Below are 14,712 nucleotides of genomic sequence, written 5' to 3' on the forward strand. Positions count from 1 at the left end.
TGTTTCGGGTAATTTCGAGGCCGATTCTAGAAATCGCGCCCCGGTTGTCAATGCTTCTCACTGACGAGCACCTTCCGTGCCGCCTGGAAGGCCCCAAGTGACCAGATGACGGGATAGAGCTGCTCGTGATACCACAGGCGTGCAAAGTAGAGGCCGATGGGGGCGGAAGGGAAACGCGTGCCGTGGCTCGTGGCGTCAAAAAGCCACTGAGTCGCCTGTTGAATGCGGACGAGGGCGTCCGCGCTCCTGTCCTGGCAGAGGGCCTGAACGGCAACGGCGGTTTCTTCGATGCTGGAGGGCGAATCGGCGTCGCCACCGTAGGAACCGTCGGCTTTTTGGGCGGAACGCAGGTAATCGAGGCCGGATTGGATGAGCCAGTCGGCCAAAGTGGCAAGATGGGTGTTTCCGGCGAGGTGATTGATGACCTGGGCCGTGCCATAGACAGGATTCGATTCGTCGGCCGTGTGTTCGTTGCCGAACCAGAGCGGGATCCATGAGCCGTCTTCACGCTGGGAGGCTTCCAAATACGCCAACGCCCGTCCGGTGGCGGTGACGATGCGTTTTTGCACAGGCGCAGGCAGGTCATCGTGCCAAGTCCACCAGGCGAGGAGCGCGTGCGCGGTGATTTCGGGCGTGCTGCGATCAAACGGCAGGGCACCCCAGCCGCGACAGAAGGTGGGAATGCCACCGTCGCGATTTTGCAGGTCGAGCAGCCAGGTGATGCCGGGGAGGCAATGGCGAATGACGAATGACGAATGACGAAGGTCCGCGTCGTGAGCCGCCAGTGTTTTGAGGGCGACGAGAGCACTGGAGGTGTCGTCAGCATCGGGCACGCCGCCGGGAAGATCGGTCCAGGCCCAGCCGCCGGGCGCGGCGTTGGTGAAGGGGTGGATTTCGCGGTATTGCTGGGAAAGCAGCGACGAGCGAAGAGCGGAGGGCGAAGAGACGGAACCATCCAATGCGCGAATGGACAAAGTCGTGCCCCAAGTCGCCAAATTGGTGTCGATGGGCCAGCTTCCGTCTTCGCGCATGGATTTGACGAGGAAATCGACGGCCAGCGGGATGCAGGGATGGTCGAGTTGATTCGCTCCGGCGAGAGCCATGGTGACGAAGCTGGTGAGCGGGGTGGCTTCGAGGTAACCGCCGCTGCCTGGCTGCAAGGTTTGCAGCATGGGGCGGATGCGGGGCCAGGCGAGGGCACGAATCCAGCGCAGCGGGTTCCACCAGGCGGGCGGCGCGTGATGAAAGCGCGCATGACCGATGGCGATCAAGGCTGGCAGGGCATAACTGACGACGGGCAGGCCGATGGCACCAAACCAAGTGCGCGGCAGAGCAGCGAGCTCAAAAGGCAGTGGGATCACGTGGCGCCAGCCGTCTTTGCCCAAGGTGCCGCAAAGCGTGCAGAGCATGAGGATCGGCACGGAAAAGGTCTTGTCCTTCCCATAGCGGGCGATGACGGCCCTGGCGATGGCTTTGGACTCCAGCGAGCCGACGTGAGAAATGATCCACGAGTCGGCTTTTTCGATGGCGGACGAGGGCGCCCGCACTCCCAAATGCAACGCACTCCAGCAGAGCAATGTGGTGGAGAGATTGCTCTTGCTGAGGGTGGTGTCGCCCCAGCCGCCATCGGTGTTTTGGTTATCGCACAGCCACTGCGTGCCCTTTTGAAGGAGCACGGCGTGTTTTTCGCGATCGACGAGCGTCAGCGCCACGATGGCGGTGGCCGTGGAAAGGGCGCTGCTGCTGAGATGGCCCTCCCAATGACCGTTTGGCGTGCGCAGCGAGTCAAGATGAGCCTGCGTGCTGGAGATGGCGCGGTCGAGGGCGTCCATCATGACACGGGCGCTCAGGCGGCGAGTTTCAGCTCAGGACGGGCTTCGATGGCCTTCGTGATCGAGGCCCAGCCGCCGGGGCGCTGTTCCTGGAACATGTAAAGGTAGAGTGCGGCATGGCTGGCGGGGTAAGCCGCGAGCAGGGCTGAGACAGCGGCCTCGGCCTTGTCGTCGTCGATGACTTCAGGCAGCTCGGTGACCTCACCTTTGCCATCGTGGGCGATCTGCGCGGCATCAAGGAAGGTAATGAGCATCTGCGGCTGGCCTTTGAGCAGCCAGATCTGGAAGATCTGCGCGGTGACCTCCTCGTTCGACTTGGTGGCGAGCTGTTCCAGCAGCCACTCGGCCTGTTTGACGCGGGATTTCTCCAAAACGAAGGTCGGACGCAGACGACGGGCGGAGGCGAGCGATTCGACGACGGCCTTGTAGGCGGCGCGTTGATCGTTCTGCATGTAGGTCATGATCTGCAGACGCAGTTCCGGGCCGATCGCTTTGAGAAGTTGGTTGGGGCGCATCTGAATGGGGGAAAACGGGCCGCTCTGCTAGCATCGCGACACTGGAGCCGCAACCGTTTTGGCCGTGTGGTGCCCAAAGACATCGATGGAACGGTCCTCACAGGATGCGGATCGTGAGCGGAAAGCGATAGATCGTGCCGTCAGCGGCTTTGACGATGCCGATGATGGTCAAGACGACCGAGGCGACAGCCACGGCGACCAGCAGCGGGATGCCGATGAGGATGGCGGTGAGCAGGGCGGAGAGGAGGCCGTAAATGCAGTAGCTGATCTGGAAGTTCAGCAGTTCGCGGCCTTGCTGGTCGAGGTAGCGGCTTTGGTCCTTCTTCATCAGCCAGACGACGAGCGGACCGATGATGGGGAATCCGATCAGGCACAACACGTGCATGACGATGCCGAGCAGTTTTTCGTCCGGGCTGGAGGCACCGGACAGCGTGGGTGGAGGTGTGGGCGTTTCCATGGCGGGCCGAGACTAACAGAATGAACCTGCGGTGAAAATACAAACGCGGAGCCAGTTTCCCGGCTCCGCGTGAGGTGACACCATCGCACAATGGTTCTGCGATCAGCCGATCTTCGGCAGCTCGAAACCGGCGGCGTATTCGTCCTGGGCCAGCTTGTTGGCTTCCTCGGCGAACTCACCGACGAATTTCTCGCTGGCGGGGTCGAATTCGAGCCAGGGGCCGGCGCTGATCTTCTCGGCACCGAGGTCGATCTTGTTGGCTTCGAGGTTGGCGACGAAGTCCGCGAAGGTCTCCTGGCCGGCCTTGTCGTTGGCCAGGCGCTCCTTGATCTCGTCCACGCTCAACTGCTTGCCGAGGCGGTAGGAGACATTGCCCAACTGGGCCAGCGCCGCGGCGTGGTAGCCGTGGGCGACGTGGAGGTTGCTGTTGATGATCTTGCCGGCGCGGACGGACTCGATGAAGTTCTTCATGTGGTCGGCGCCGTCGTCGAAGTTGTCGAACTTCGTCAGCGTGTTGCCGTCGTTGTCGTAGGCCTTGGCCTCGGCGACGAAACCGCCTTCGCAATGGACGACGTTGCCGATACGAGGAGCAGCGGTCTTGCCATTGATGCGGAAGACGGGCTCCAGGCCCTTCGTCCAGTTCATGTCCTTCATCGGCAGGCCGCGGTTGTCGAACAGCAGCGGAGCGCCTTCAGCCCACTGGTAGAACGCGAGCTGGTTGTTCGCGGTCTGGCCGTCGTCCTGATAGCCCCAGCGGCCGCCGAAGCTCATGACGCGTTTGGGCAGCATGTCCGGATTGCCCAGCGCCCAGCGGGCGACGTCGAGCTGATGCGGCCCCTGGTTGCCGATGTCGCCGTTGCCATAGGCCCACTGCCAGTGCCAGTCATAGTGGAACTGCTCGCGCTGCATGGGAGCCACCGGACGCGGGGCGGACCAGAGCTTGTAATCGACATTGATGATCTGCGGCTTGCCGCCGGTGTCGCGGAATTCTCCGGCGATGCGGCCGTTGGCGTCCGGCTGGGTCGGGGCGGCGACTTTGCCGATGCTCTTGCGGGCCTTGAAGTTGATGCCGCGGGAAAGCTGCACCTTGCCGATGTTGCCGGCCTTCACCCAGTCCATGGCGGCCTGCCAGCCGGGGGAGGAGCGGCGCTGCATGCCGTGCTGGACCACGAGGCCCTGCTTTTCAGCAACGGCGGCGGCTTCCACGAGCTTGCGGCCTTCCCACATGTTGTGGCAGACGGGCTTCTCGACGTAAACGTGCTTGCCATTCGCGATGCCGGTCATGGCGATCAGCGTGTGGCTGTGGTTCGGCGTGGCGATGGTGATCGCGTCGATCTCCTTGTCCGCGCAGCACTCACGGAAGTCCTTGTACTGCTTCACGGTGATGTTCTTCTTCGCCAGGGCGGCGACATGCTTCGCCATCACCTTGTCATCGACATCGCACAGGGCGACGAGACGCACGCCCTTGATGCCGAGCAGGCTGCCGATGTGACCGGAGCCACGGCCGTTGAAGCCGATGACGGCGACTCGAACGTCAGCGTTCGCGCCGAGCGGAGCGGCAAAGGACGGGAGGGCGGCGATGCCGGCAGCGCCGGCGACAGTGCCGCGGATGAAGGTGCGGCGGGTGGTTTGGTTCTGGTTTGTTTGCATGGGATGAACAGGGTGAAGGGGCGAAAAAGCCGCGTCCCACGGGACGCGGCCACGTAATTTCACAAGCCTAGCCAAAACGCCCGGCAAAAGACAACCTTTCCTTTGAACCGGTGGCGGAAGCCGGATTTCAAGCCGTTGGGGTCACGGTTGCGGCTTCGGAGCGGGCAGCGGTGCGGCCTCGGGCTCGAAATCGAGCACGTCCTGGTGGGTGCGCAGGGCCTTGCGGGCCTTGTCGAAGAAGGAGGAGAGGTCCTCGGCGTTCATCTGCTGCTTGTCGTCGATGTAGGCGTGCAGCTTCTGAATCTGCGCGTCGGCGTCGAGGTTCACGGAGGCCATGGACTTCTGGGCGGAGGAATAGACGGAGGTGAACTTCCCCTGCGCCTGCTCGAAGGCCTCCTTCGCGCCCTCCTGGCGGGCGTATTCCTTCTCCTGCTCACGGAATTCCTTGCTGAAGATGCGCTTGAAGAAGCCACCCTTCGGTTTTTCGATCTGCTTGTTCGCCTGGGCTTCGAAGTAGTTCGCCAGCTCCTGGAACTCCTGCATCGGCTTCTGATACTGCTTCTTCAGATAGCCCAGCCCGGTGGTGATGATGGTCAGTTTCTCGACTTCGGCCTTCGACAGCGTCTGTCCGGCCTTCACCTTGTCCTCCAGCAGATTGATGTACTGGATGGTCATCTTGTTGCCTTCGAAGATGTTCTCAAACTCCTTCGCCGCCGTTGCCAGGCGCTGGCGCTCGCCTTTGCGCAGCTCGTCGATTTTCTTCTCGTGCTCGTCGTTGAGCGCGGTGATCGTCTTCTGATGCTGCGCGGCCTGCGCGTCCAGCGTGCGCTGGAATTCGGACTCCTTCGCCTTCAAGGCCTCGTCATGCTCGACCTTGACCTGCTCCAGCGCGGCACGGGCGTCCTGGAGATCGGAGCGTGATTGGAAAAGGAACCAGCCCAACACCCCGGAGGCGAGGAAGCTGAGCACCAGCAAAGCGGTGATGTTTTTGATCGCAGTCATGACGAGGAAACGATTGTGAGGTGGAGTTTGCGCGCAATCGCATTCAATGCGCCTTTTTGGGCACGCAGGATGAGGGCCATGCACGCCCCGCATGCGTTCAGCAAGCTGGAATCCTGTTAGGGCTGGTGAAATTCCTGCGTCTTGTCTTTCCGATGTCCTCTCCCGCCCGCCCCACCGCCGTCCGCCATCAGATCCTCGCCACGGCGACGATGGTGGCCTTCCTGATGTATCTGGACCGCATCTGCCTGGCGAACATCCTGAGTTCTGACTCCTTCCAGAAGAACATCCATCTCGATCAGGGCCAGATCGACGGCATCAAAGGCGCCTTCTTCTGGGCCTATGCGCTGTTTCAGGTGCCCGCCGGCTGGTTGAGCGATCGTTTCGGTGCCCGCATGCTGATCACGATCTACATCGCGGCATGGTCGCTGTTCACCGCGGCGACGAGCTTCGCCCTGGGCTTCTGGACCTTGTTCGCCGCCCGCATGCTGTGCGGGCTGGCCGAGGCGGGCTATTATCCCGCCAGCAGCGGCTTGATGACGCGCTGGGCGCACATCGAGGCGCGTGGGTTTGCCAGCAGCGTGATCTCGTGGGGCGGGCGTGTCGGCGGTGCTGTGGCGCCGGGGCTCACCGCCTTCGTCATTCTGCAGTCCGGTGACTGGCGCTGGGCCGGCTGGCTTTATGGGGTGATCGGCATCCTGGTGGCCGCATGCTACTGGGCCGTCTTTCGCGAGCATCCCCGCCTTCATCCGCGCTGCAATGATGAAGAGATCGGCCTGCTGGCCGAAGGCCGTGGCGATTTCCAGCCCGTGAAGGACCCGCCCAAACGCTTCCCATTCCTCGCCGCCTGCCGCAGCGGCAACCTGTGGCTGGCCAACGGCGTGCAGTTCTTCACGAACATCGGCTGGGCCTTCCTGATCCTCTCCCTGCCTGACTACCTGAAAAAAGTGAAGCATCTGGACGATGGCCTCACGGGCCTGGTCACGACAGGGGCGCTCACCATCGGCATCCTGGCGCTGCCCATCGGCGGCTTGATGACCGACTACATCTCGAAGCGCCACGGCAAGCGTCTCGGACGCGTGCTGCCCATGTCACTGACGAAGTTTGGCGCGGCAGCGCTCTATCTGCTCGCTCTGCGCATGGATTCGGCGTGGGGCATGGGCATCGCCTTCGGTGCAGTCACGTTCTTCGCCGATCTCGGCCTGCCGGCGATGTGGACGTTCATGCAGGACATCAGTGGCAGGCATCAGGCGCAGCTTTTCGGCTGGGGAAACATGTGGGGGAACTTCGGCGCGGCCATCCTCCCCCTCATCTTCACCAAGACGCTCCTGCTTTTCGACACGAACCACGATTTCCACGAGGGCGTCTGGCTCTGCGCGGCGGCGTTCGTGCTCGCAGGGGTCTTTGCGTTGTTTGTCAACGCAGAAAAACCCGTGACGCAGGAGAGCGCGTAAGCGCTGCTCGTTGCATCACGGGTCGGGAAACCAATCAGGAGGAAAGGGGCTTACCAGCCGCCTTCTTCGCCGCCGCCGTCGCGGTTGCCGCGGTCACGACGCTCGAAGCGTTTGCCACCGCCGCCGCCACCACCGTAGCCGCCGCGATCACCGCCGCCGCCACCACCGTAACCACCACGGCCGCCGCCGCCACCACCAAAGCCACCCGGGCGTTCCTCACGCGGACGGGCTTCATTGATGGCCAGTTTGCGTCCCTGGAATTCCTGGCCGTTGAGGCCATTGATCGCAGCCGTCATCGCCTCGGGCGAATCCATGGTCACGAAGGCGAAACCGCGCGGGCGGCCGCTCTCGCGGTCCATCGGCAGGAAGACTTCGGTGACGCCACCGAATTGAGAAAACAGCTCACGGACGTCTTGTTCCTGAGCGGCGAAGGGCAGATTGCCCACGTACATCTTGGTATTCATATCGTTGTTTGGGTGCGGCTTCCAGAAACAGAGCAAAACCCATGAACACCAACGCTTGAATCACCTGATGAACAACTGAGCCTTACCCTTAACAGGTGACCTGAAACGCTCTATCGCAGCAATCCTGCCAAAGGCAAACGAATCTTTCGGGCAGAAATGACGCCTGTCACAGGGGCGTCAGTCTTTTTTCAACCTGCCTTCCACATAGGTCAGGATGCGGCCGACTTTCTCGGCGTCCTGAGCTGCTTTGGCCTCCTCGAAGGCCTCCTTCGCCTGAAGCAGCTCACGCAGCAGCGGGAGGTTGATGATCTCCTGTCCGGCGGTTTGCAGGGTTTCGTAGCGCTGCCGCAGTGTCTCCAAATCGGTGTCACCCGGCTCGAACTTTGAAAAATCCACCGCCTCAGGCTCGGCTTCGAGCTCTTTGAAGTGCGAATCCTTGATCAGTTGATCCAGCGCGGCGTCCGCCTGGGCCAGCTCGCCGCTCTTGATCAACTGCTCGATTTCGCCGCCACGCGCTTTCATCGCCTCCGTGGTCGGAATCCCAAGGCCTTCCACCGCCGCGCGCAATTGGTTCGCCTTGTCGTTCAGCTTCGCTTCGAGGTCCCCACGCGTCGCGACGCCTGGTGGATTGAGCCTCCTGGCTTTCTGCAGTTGTTCCGGCGTCAACACGTCCCGAACGCCCACCAGTGTGCGGAGCTGCAACTGCTTCACCGCCGCCTCGGCACTTAACAGCTTCGTCAGTTGGGCGCTCGCGGCATCCGCGCTGGATGTGGTGTCCTGCAGCAACCGGTTGAGCGCCTTTTGCTCCTCTTTGACTGTCTTTTCGAGCGGTTCGGCCTGTTTCCGCGCTTCATCGAGTTGTGAACTCAACCGCTCCTGCTGGTCGGCGGTGAGCTGGAGTTTGTCACTGACCGCGGCGATCATGTCGGGATGCAACAGGCCGGTTTTCAGCCATTCATCCACGCTCGCAGCGTGAAGAAAGGCCGGGCAAAGCAAAACAAGGAGACAGGCGATGGATTTCATGGGAGGTGCAGGTTGAGGTGGGTTGGCAGAAGAAAATCCGAGGGAGCCTCGAAGGCAGGGAAAGCCGGGTCCAGCCCCGCAAACAACTCTCCGTCACGTGAATCAAACAGCGGCGGCAGATTGCTCAGGCTTGGCTCGGCTCCGGGCCGGTGACTGATCAACAAGGCCGCAAGCGCGACACATGCCGTGGCCAGCGAAAGCGGAACCCAGCGCCAGGATGCGCCGCGAGGACGCCTGACCGGCGCGTGCAGCAGTTCCGCACGCCAAGCCGGGGCGTTTTCCTGATCGCAACGCCGCTGTCTGGCGAAACGGTCGCGCAGGTCGTCTTCGGGATCGTCAATCATGGCTCAAACCGGGTTGTAGCAACGTGCGCAGGCGCGCCTTGCCGCGTTCGTAGTGCTGGCGTGCGGAACCCACGCCGATCTTCATCACCTGCGCCGCTTCGTTGATGGTCAGATCCTGGTAAAACACCAGATGCAGCACCTCCGCCTGGCGCGCGGGAAGCTGGCCCAGGCAGCGCCGCAGCTCCTCGTGGCGCTCTTTCACCTCCACGGCGCGTGACGGCGCGGGATGAGGTTCCTCGATGAAAAACGCGAGCAGCTTTCCCACGAGCGACTCGCGATAGCGCTGCCGACGGTGCTCCTCCATCGCGGTGAGACGGATCACGCCGAACCACCAGGTTTTGAAACTCGAACCGCCGTCGTGCCGCGCCTTCTCCTGCGCGAGTTTGAGGTACGCGTTCTGCAACACATCCTCCCCCCTCGCCTGGTCGCCCCCGCAGCAATGCAGCGCCCAGCCGAAAGCGTCGGGATGCAGGGTTTCGAGCTGGTCGGCGATGTCGCGCTCCATTCATTTCCCGCTGAGTGACGCGGTAGGGCCGCATGTATGACACGCGTGGCGGAAAAAACATCACCCGTCACCCCGCGCCAGGCCCTGTGGAGCGCAGCCTCACTTCGCCAGCGCCTTGGCAGCCGCCTTTTGAAACGCTTCGCGCACCGGGCTGGCGTCGCTGTTCGGGAAGTTCGCGCGCTGCACGATCAGCACGTAGATGACGTCCTTCTTCGGATCGATCCACGCCTGCGTGGCCCACGCACCGCCGTGACCGAAGGTGCCCGCGGACAGCATTTCCGCGAGACCGGCATGCGGTTCCTTCAAAACGCATGCGCCGATGCCCCAGCCGTAGTTCGCGCCGTGATTGCCGAATTCCGCCCGCTGGAAAAAGCCGCACGGCAGATCGCCAGTGTGCACGGAGGACAGCGTTTTCACCGCCTCGGGGCTGAGGATGCGTTTTCCATCCAGCGTGCCGCCATTAATGAGCATGCGGCAGAAGCGCGTGTAGTCCTTCGCACAGGAATACAGGCCGCCATTGCCCTGCGGCGGCCGTCCGCGCTTGCCGAAGTCGCCACGCGGCGGCACGGCTTCGAGTTTGCCCGTCTCCTTGTTCTTCGCATAACCCGTGGCCACCTGCGCCCACTGCGCATCCGTGGGATAAAAGGTCGTGTTCGACATGCCGAGCGGTTCAAACAGCCGCTTCTGCAAAAACGCGTCAAAAGTCATGCCGCTGATCACTTCGACGATGCGCGCCGCCGTGTTGATGCCGGACTGGCAGTACTTCCATTGCGTGCCCGGCTCGAACTGCATCGGCGTCGCCAGCCAGATGGGCACCATGTCGGCCAGCGTGTGCGCTTCGTCAGCCTTCGGCCCCTTCGCCTCGCCAAGGCCCGAGGTGTGCGTGAGCACCTGCGTGACCGTGAGATTCGCCGGCTTGCCGGAAGGCGTCTTCAGCGCGGCGAACTCGGGAATGAACTTCGACACCGGATCCGGACAACGGCCACAACGTCACCGTTTGGGCGGAATCATCCTCCCTGGTGGCCCAAATGACGTTCTACGGGCTGGACACCACTGCGGCCAAACTCCACAGCATCACGAACACCGTCTCCCCCGGAGCGGATTTCCTGGCCGCCGCGGAAAAAGCCGTCACCGCTGCCTACAAGGGCAAACAACCCGCCAAGAATGCCCGCTTCCTCCGCCTGCATGACGTCCAGATCGCGGTCCGTGGTCCCGAGACCGTGCTCCTCGTCGGCATAGCTGTCTGGTCGCAGTTCGGTGACGAGGGCTTCGACGGTCTCGTCACCTTCACTGTAACCCCCGGCGATGGTGGCTCCCCCCCGACTCTGGCCGTGAAAAGCACCGAGTTCTTCGCCAAGGCCAGTGTGAACTAACGAACTTGGCAACGGGTTCACCAGGGGCATGAGGAAGGTTTTCGTCTCTTTAGACAGCGTGCAGGCATGGCCGCCGTCCTCCCGCATGCACCAGCGTCTGCCTCACACCTTCCTCAGCACAAAACTCCGACATCACAATGCCATGATGAAACCTTTGCCCCTCGCCCTTACCGTCTCCTCCCTGCTTGGCGTGCTCACCCTGTTTGCCGCAGAAACGGACACCGGCCTGCCGGTGCTCGGGGAGGCGACACGCATCAAAAGCAACCAGAGCGGGCACCGGGAGCGCGGTTTTGGCGACATCGCCTACCACTTCATCGTCGGCGACAGCGGCCAGATTTACGAGGGCCGCCGCACCACGCTGGCCCCGGCATCCAACACCTACTACCTCAGTCCCGAGGAGTTGAAGACGCAGGTCGCCTCCATCCACGAGGGCAAGATCCAGGTCGCCTCTGCTTTTCGTGCCAAGGCACGCGAACGCATTCCCGGTCACACGAAAGGGCATCTCACCGTGTCCTTCCTTTGCGGCGGCCGGGTGCGGAATGGCGAACTGGTGGACCATCCTGAACTGCTGGAGCCGGCGGCCATGCAACGAGCCGCCGTGCTGGTGGCCGAGCTGCTGGTGAAGCATGGCTTGCAACCAAAAGACATCCGCGCCCACCGCGAGCTGGCGGAGACGAACTGCCCGAACGACGCCATCTACCGCTGGCTGCGCGGCAAGACCATGAGCCAGGATGGCCGGGGCGAGGGCATGAAGCTCATCGAGGCGGAGTTTGAGCGTCTGAAAAACGCCACGCGCTAAGCCGATTCGATAAGATTTTGGTCATGGCGCAGATTGCCGCCTCTCCGCCACCATCAACCGCGCAAACGGCCCGTCATTTACATGGTCCCACCTGCCACCGTTCAAGTCGGCGACCTGGATGCCCCATTCGTTGCCCTTGCCGCCGACGTTTTTGCTCATGCCGTCGGTGACCATGAGGGTGCCGTCTGGACTCACGGAAGGGCTTGGTGGTCGTCTTGCCAGTGGGGGGCATCCCAGAGTTCGAGATCGCGATAAAGGGCCGGGGTTCCAATGGCAGTCCAGCAGCGATTCGAACACATGGGATGCCCGACGGCCATCAACGGTCTTCATCGCAGCTTCCAAGGGCCGATCCAGGCTCTGGAAGTGACCGTTGGCGACTTGCTCGCGGAGCAAGGCTTCGACCGGGGAGGGGTGGTCTGGGTGGCCGTCATGAGACCATCGTCTTCCTTCGCCTGCGCCGGGCAGGCTCCAACAGCCCGCCTTCCTCGTGCGCCCGGCTATGAAAATGCAAGGGCAGCCCTTTCGTCAGACAGTTGCAGCCTGACGTCATTTCTGTCAGAGGCCCTTGGCGTTCTGCTTGATGCCCTTCTGATGTTCGTAGCCATGGAGGTTCTCGAGGGCAGCGCGCATTCCGGCCGCCTGCTCCTTCCCACCAAGCCTTTCCGCCTTGTTGATCAGTGCATCCACCTGCTTGGAGTAGTCGGCGATGTCATTCTGGACACCGCGCATTTGATTGAAGATGACACCTTTGACGTCTTCGTTCTGCACACCATTTTTCAGTTCGGCCTGATAGTTCGCCTTGACCTCCTGTTTGGCGATGATGTTCTTCTTCAATTCATCAAACTGATTCATGAGCTCCTGGATCTTGGGTCCATTCTTCTGAAACACAGCTTTGAGGGCGTCTTTGACTGAGGGCATGGTGGTGGTGTGGGTTAAGGTTCCACGTGGAGTTAGACGCTTTGGATCACCCTGTGACACATTTTGGCGTCACCTCCTGTCAGCGGTCCAGGGCGGAGCAGCCATCCAGGCGGTTGGATAATGAGATCGGGTTGATTGCGGTCGCTGGATTCGTTCGTGGGTGTTAGCGAGGAAGACCTGCTGCGTTTGGTGGCGCTGCTGCAAAAGCAGCCGGCGCGTCACTGATCTGGGCGTCCCCCGGAGCCACGGAGGGAGCCCTCCGAGCGAGGGTTTTCGGGGTTTTGGAAGCTTGGGGGCCGGAGAACGGGCCAAATTCGTGGATGGGTGGTGCGGTGACGGACTCCCGGTGGGAAACGGTTCCCAGAGAGTTCTCCCCAGCGCCCATAAGCCACATTCTGGCCCATCTGAGAGGAGGCCCTCCGTCGCGCTCCAGCCGGACAAAGAGCGGATCGGTGTCCACTCCCCCGCGCTTGAGCAGGAACGCGGCCTCGGTTAGAAAAGCCTTGCAGGTGGGCATCGGCGGCTTCAGCCGTTTCCACTGCTCCGCCACCCACTCGTGGTGCTCCAGACCGGCGGCGAGGAAGGAGACCAGCGGCCCGATGCCCAGCAGCACCGTCTGCCTCACCGGCCAAAGCCCTCCATGTATTTGGAATGCGTCGCCAGATCCTTCGGCAGCTTCTTGCGGACAGACCCTGCCAAATCACGCGCTAGATCGTAGCAGGAGGTCGCACAGGCCGATTTCGCCAGCTCCAGCTCACGTTCCAGCGCCGCGCGGACCACCGCCGACTTCGTCAGACGCCGCGCACGGCTTTCCTGTTCCAACCGGAGCAGCAGCGATTCGGGGAGTTTGAGGGAAAAAGTGCTCATGAGTGGCGCATGGAAATACAAGCCATGCTCGGCGGCAATACCCAATCTGGTCCGCGTGCGACCGTTGCAGCCCGATGTCACTCGAACAACGGCGGAAGGTTCCTCGCGCCGTGGAGGATGCGCAGGACTTCGACTTCATCAGCCAGTTCGCGATAAAAGAGCAGGTAGTTGGGATACTGCGCTGCGGGCAGAAAGCGGATGCCTGCGAAGCGAGGCGCGCTGAATCGCGGACGCACACCCAGATCTGGCTGATCACCCAGCGCTTCGGCCGTGTCGAGAAGATCACGGCGCACATCCTCGGCGGCCACAGCGTTGTCTTGTGAGATGTAGTTCACGATCTCTTCCAAGTCATCCACCGCCACCGGGTTGAAGACGACCGGCTTCATGCTGTTTTCTGGCGCAGTTGCGAGAGGGGGACGCGTTTGCCAGGATGCGAAAGCGCCTCGTCCAGCAGCGATTCGAGCGCGTGAGAGGCTCGACGGCCAAACACGGTCTTCACTGCGGCTTCTAAAGCCCGATCCATGCTCGGGAAGTGACCGTTGGCGACTTGCTCGCGCAGCAAGGCTTCGACCGGGGCAGTAAGGGTGGCAGTCATCGGACCATCGTATTCCTTCGCCCACGCCGGGCAAGCTCCAACTGCCCGGCTTCCTCGTGCTTGGCGATGACAACCGAGATCACAAAAGGACGATGTCGAGGATTCTCAACTCATGCACCGGACCGTCCGCCCAATAGGTGAGCAGGTAGTCCTCGACCCGCAGGTTCTCCAAATGTCGGCCTGTGCTGTCCGCGGTTTGGTAGTCTCCTAAGCGGCCAGGGTTGTCCGCCAGTTGATGGATGATCTTGGCGAGTCGCTGCTGTCGCTTGCGGGAAAGGGAGCCGAACAGCTCCCACGCTCTCGCGGACAAAACAGGCTCGTAGGATTTCGCCGCCATGTCAGCGTGCGGCGGCTGGTTTGCGGGGCAGCCGGAACTTCTTGCCGGCATCCATCTCGGCCATCCGGCGCGTCATCTCCTTCTGCCAGGCCGGCGTCTGCTGTTTCAAGCGGTGCAGATACGCGCTGATCTCCTGCCGCTCCCTTTCCGTGATCTGGGAGAGCTGCTGTTTGAGTTGAAGCATGGCGATGGCGCTCATGTCGGTAGTTTGGAGGAGTCAAAAGCCTTTGCAACACCCGATGCGGCCCGGAGCACGGCTTCGACCGGGGCGGTCAGGGTGGCCGTCATGGGACCCTCGGATGCCTTCGCCTGCTCCGGGCAAGCTCCAACGGCACGGGCTCCTCTTATGCCTGACAAAGACAAGAGAGGGGCCGCCACTTTGTCAGACAGTTGCACACTGACCCCATTTTACACCATTTTACATTTTACCATTTTACGACACGAGAATTCTGGCCTTGGCCCGTTACGCAGCGACAGTTCTTCAAAACAGCGCAAACAGGCATGGTTTCAACTTAGGCAGTGTTTTAAAACCTCTTGAGCGGCTGCATCCAATCGATGACAGCGGCGAAAGCGAGCAGTG

Annotated in this window: 20 protein-coding genes; 3 read left to right on the plus strand and 17 right to left on the minus strand. The window is 62.0% G+C overall.

The genetic code is table 11. From position 1 onward, the window contains the following. Positions 1–47: 47 nt before the first annotated feature. The 5 genes from IAE77_RS03025 to IAE77_RS03045 form a co-directional block, all read right to left on the minus strand. Positions 48–1,835, minus strand: a complete 1,788-nt coding sequence (locus IAE77_RS03025; protein ID WP_294221608.1) for a prenyltransferase/squalene oxidase repeat-containing protein — start codon at positions 1,833–1,835, stop codon at positions 48–50. 11 nt (positions 1,836–1,846) lie between these two features. Then, positions 1,847–2,347, minus strand: a complete 501-nt coding sequence (locus tag IAE77_RS03030) for a hypothetical protein (RefSeq protein ID WP_294221610.1) — start codon at positions 2,345–2,347, stop codon at positions 1,847–1,849. A gap of 97 nt (positions 2,348–2,444) precedes the next feature. Further along, the gene (locus IAE77_RS03035; protein ID WP_294221612.1) at positions 2,445–2,804 is read right to left on the minus strand and encodes a DUF4870 domain-containing protein; all 360 of its coding nucleotides are present in this window, start codon (positions 2,802–2,804) and stop codon (positions 2,445–2,447) included. A 102-nt stretch (positions 2,805–2,906) separates the two neighbouring features. Then, on the minus strand, positions 2,907–4,454 hold the full coding sequence (locus tag IAE77_RS03040) for a Gfo/Idh/MocA family oxidoreductase (RefSeq protein ID WP_294221614.1): 1,548 nt from the start codon (positions 4,452–4,454) through the stop codon (positions 2,907–2,909). Between the two features lie 141 nt (positions 4,455–4,595). Next, positions 4,596–5,456 carry a hypothetical protein gene (locus tag IAE77_RS03045; protein WP_294221616.1) on the minus strand — a complete coding sequence of 287 codons (861 nt, stop codon included), beginning with the start codon at positions 5,454–5,456 and terminating at the stop codon, positions 4,596–4,598. A 152-nt stretch (positions 5,457–5,608) separates the two neighbouring features. On the opposite strand from IAE77_RS03045, the gene IAE77_RS03050 reads away from it, so the two are divergent. After that, positions 5,609–6,907, plus strand: coding sequence for an MFS transporter (locus IAE77_RS03050; protein ID WP_294221621.1), 1,299 nt, complete (start codon positions 5,609–5,611; stop codon positions 6,905–6,907). A gap of 50 nt (positions 6,908–6,957) precedes the next feature. On the opposite strand, the gene IAE77_RS03055 is transcribed toward IAE77_RS03050, so the two are convergent. The 5 genes from IAE77_RS03055 to IAE77_RS03075 all read right to left on the minus strand — a co-directional run bounded on the left by IAE77_RS03055 (position 6,958) and on the right by IAE77_RS03075 (position 10,209). Next, positions 6,958–7,371, minus strand: a complete 414-nt coding sequence (locus tag IAE77_RS03055) for an RNA-binding protein (protein ID WP_294221624.1) — start codon at positions 7,369–7,371, stop codon at positions 6,958–6,960. A gap of 177 nt (positions 7,372–7,548) precedes the next feature. After that, entirely contained in the window at positions 7,549–8,394 is an 846-nt protein-coding gene (locus tag IAE77_RS03060) for a periplasmic heavy metal sensor (protein WP_294221627.1), read from the minus strand. After that, positions 8,391–8,738, minus strand: a complete 348-nt coding sequence (locus tag IAE77_RS03065) for a hypothetical protein (protein ID WP_294221630.1) — start codon at positions 8,736–8,738, stop codon at positions 8,391–8,393. The genes IAE77_RS03060 and IAE77_RS03065 overlap by 4 nt, the downstream gene beginning before the upstream one ends. Beyond that, entirely contained in the window at positions 8,731–9,243 is a 513-nt protein-coding gene (locus IAE77_RS03070) for an RNA polymerase sigma factor (protein ID WP_294221632.1), read from the minus strand. The genes IAE77_RS03065 and IAE77_RS03070 overlap by 8 nt, the downstream gene beginning before the upstream one ends. A gap of 99 nt (positions 9,244–9,342) precedes the next feature. After that, a complete protein-coding gene (locus IAE77_RS03075; RefSeq protein WP_294221635.1) occupies positions 9,343–10,209 on the minus strand; it encodes a serine hydrolase domain-containing protein in 867 nt (288 codons plus the stop codon). Positions 10,210–10,271: 62 nt separating this feature from the next. On the opposite strand from IAE77_RS03075, the gene IAE77_RS03080 reads away from it, so the two are divergent. After that, positions 10,272–10,616 carry a hypothetical protein gene (locus IAE77_RS03080; RefSeq protein WP_294221637.1) on the plus strand — a complete coding sequence of 115 codons (345 nt, stop codon included), beginning with the start codon at positions 10,272–10,274 and terminating at the stop codon, positions 10,614–10,616. A 142-nt stretch (positions 10,617–10,758) separates the two neighbouring features. Beyond that, positions 10,759–11,415, plus strand: coding sequence for a peptidoglycan recognition family protein (locus IAE77_RS03085; protein WP_294221640.1), 657 nt, complete (start codon positions 10,759–10,761; stop codon positions 11,413–11,415). A 21-nt stretch (positions 11,416–11,436) separates the two neighbouring features. Here the strand turns inward: IAE77_RS03085 and IAE77_RS03090 are convergent, their stop codons facing one another. The 7 genes from IAE77_RS03090 to IAE77_RS03120 all read right to left on the minus strand — a co-directional run bounded on the left by IAE77_RS03090 (position 11,437) and on the right by IAE77_RS03120 (position 14,331). Continuing rightward, positions 11,437–11,589 carry a hypothetical protein gene (locus IAE77_RS03090; RefSeq protein ID WP_294221642.1) on the minus strand — a complete coding sequence of 51 codons (153 nt, stop codon included), beginning with the start codon at positions 11,587–11,589 and terminating at the stop codon, positions 11,437–11,439. A gap of 381 nt (positions 11,590–11,970) precedes the next feature. After that, positions 11,971–12,333, minus strand: a complete 363-nt coding sequence (locus IAE77_RS03095; protein ID WP_294221644.1) for a hypothetical protein — start codon at positions 12,331–12,333, stop codon at positions 11,971–11,973. A gap of 621 nt (positions 12,334–12,954) precedes the next feature. Beyond that, positions 12,955–13,200 carry a ribbon-helix-helix protein, CopG family gene (locus IAE77_RS03100; protein ID WP_294221646.1) on the minus strand — a complete coding sequence of 82 codons (246 nt, stop codon included), beginning with the start codon at positions 13,198–13,200 and terminating at the stop codon, positions 12,955–12,957. A 77-nt stretch (positions 13,201–13,277) separates the two neighbouring features. Then, positions 13,278–13,586: a type II toxin-antitoxin system RelE/ParE family toxin gene (locus tag IAE77_RS03105; protein ID WP_294221648.1), complete on the minus strand. Its 309-nt coding sequence runs from the start codon at positions 13,584–13,586 to the stop codon at positions 13,278–13,280. Then, the gene (locus tag IAE77_RS03110) at positions 13,583–13,795 is read right to left on the minus strand and encodes a hypothetical protein (protein WP_294221651.1); all 213 of its coding nucleotides are present in this window, start codon (positions 13,793–13,795) and stop codon (positions 13,583–13,585) included. The genes IAE77_RS03105 and IAE77_RS03110 overlap by 4 nt, the downstream gene beginning before the upstream one ends. Positions 13,796–13,874: 79 nt before the next feature. Further along, a complete protein-coding gene (locus IAE77_RS03115) occupies positions 13,875–14,132 on the minus strand; it encodes a hypothetical protein (protein ID WP_294221654.1) in 258 nt (85 codons plus the stop codon). 1 nt (position 14,133) lies between these two features. Then, a complete protein-coding gene (locus IAE77_RS03120; protein ID WP_294221657.1) occupies positions 14,134–14,331 on the minus strand; it encodes a hypothetical protein in 198 nt (65 codons plus the stop codon). Between the last annotated feature and the right edge of the window lie 381 nt (positions 14,332–14,712).

Source organism: Prosthecobacter sp. (assembly GCF_014879935.1).
GTDB lineage: Bacteria > Verrucomicrobiota > Verrucomicrobiia > Verrucomicrobiales > Verrucomicrobiaceae > Prosthecobacter.

Excerpts from the sequence above, each read along its gene's own strand:
- IAE77_RS03120 (WP_294221657.1), bottom strand. The coding sequence starts at position 14,331 with ATGAGCGCCATCGCCATGCTTCAACTCAAACAGCAGCTCTCCCAGATC.
- IAE77_RS03025 (WP_294221608.1), bottom strand. The coding sequence starts at position 1,835 with ATGATGGACGCCCTCGACCGCGCCATCTCCAGCACGCAGGCTCATCTT.
- IAE77_RS03090 (WP_294221642.1), bottom strand. The coding sequence starts at position 11,589 with ATGGTCACCGACGGCATGAGCAAAAACGTCGGCGGCAAGGGCAACGAA.
- IAE77_RS03095 (WP_294221644.1), bottom strand. The coding sequence starts at position 12,333 with ATGCCCTCAGTCAAAGACGCCCTCAAAGCTGTGTTTCAGAAGAATGGA.
- IAE77_RS03030 (WP_294221610.1), bottom strand. The coding sequence starts at position 2,347 with ATGCGCCCCAACCAACTTCTCAAAGCGATCGGCCCGGAACTGCGTCTG.
- IAE77_RS03070 (WP_294221632.1), bottom strand. The coding sequence starts at position 9,243 with ATGGAGCGCGACATCGCCGACCAGCTCGAAACCCTGCATCCCGACGCT.
- IAE77_RS03100 (WP_294221646.1), bottom strand. The coding sequence starts at position 13,200 with ATGAGCACTTTTTCCCTCAAACTCCCCGAATCGCTGCTGCTCCGGTTG.
- IAE77_RS03040 (WP_294221614.1), bottom strand. The coding sequence starts at position 4,454 with ATGCAAACAAACCAGAACCAAACCACCCGCCGCACCTTCATCCGCGGC.
- IAE77_RS03045 (WP_294221616.1), bottom strand. The coding sequence starts at position 5,456 with ATGACTGCGATCAAAAACATCACCGCTTTGCTGGTGCTCAGCTTCCTC.
- IAE77_RS03115 (WP_294221654.1), bottom strand. The coding sequence starts at position 14,132 with ATGGCGGCGAAATCCTACGAGCCTGTTTTGTCCGCGAGAGCGTGGGAG.
- IAE77_RS03105 (WP_294221648.1), bottom strand. The coding sequence starts at position 13,586 with ATGAAGCCGGTCGTCTTCAACCCGGTGGCGGTGGATGACTTGGAAGAG.
- IAE77_RS03110 (WP_294221651.1), bottom strand. The coding sequence starts at position 13,795 with ATGACTGCCACCCTTACTGCCCCGGTCGAAGCCTTGCTGCGCGAGCAA.
- IAE77_RS03080 (WP_294221637.1), top strand. The coding sequence starts at position 10,272 with ATGACGTTCTACGGGCTGGACACCACTGCGGCCAAACTCCACAGCATC.
- IAE77_RS03085 (WP_294221640.1), top strand. The coding sequence starts at position 10,759 with ATGATGAAACCTTTGCCCCTCGCCCTTACCGTCTCCTCCCTGCTTGGC.
- IAE77_RS03055 (WP_294221624.1), bottom strand. The coding sequence starts at position 7,371 with ATGAATACCAAGATGTACGTGGGCAATCTGCCCTTCGCCGCTCAGGAA.
- IAE77_RS03050 (WP_294221621.1), top strand. The coding sequence starts at position 5,609 with ATGTCCTCTCCCGCCCGCCCCACCGCCGTCCGCCATCAGATCCTCGCC.
- IAE77_RS03035 (WP_294221612.1), bottom strand. The coding sequence starts at position 2,804 with ATGGAAACGCCCACACCTCCACCCACGCTGTCCGGTGCCTCCAGCCCG.
- IAE77_RS03060 (WP_294221627.1), bottom strand. The coding sequence starts at position 8,394 with ATGAAATCCATCGCCTGTCTCCTTGTTTTGCTTTGCCCGGCCTTTCTT.
- IAE77_RS03065 (WP_294221630.1), bottom strand. The coding sequence starts at position 8,738 with ATGATTGACGATCCCGAAGACGACCTGCGCGACCGTTTCGCCAGACAG.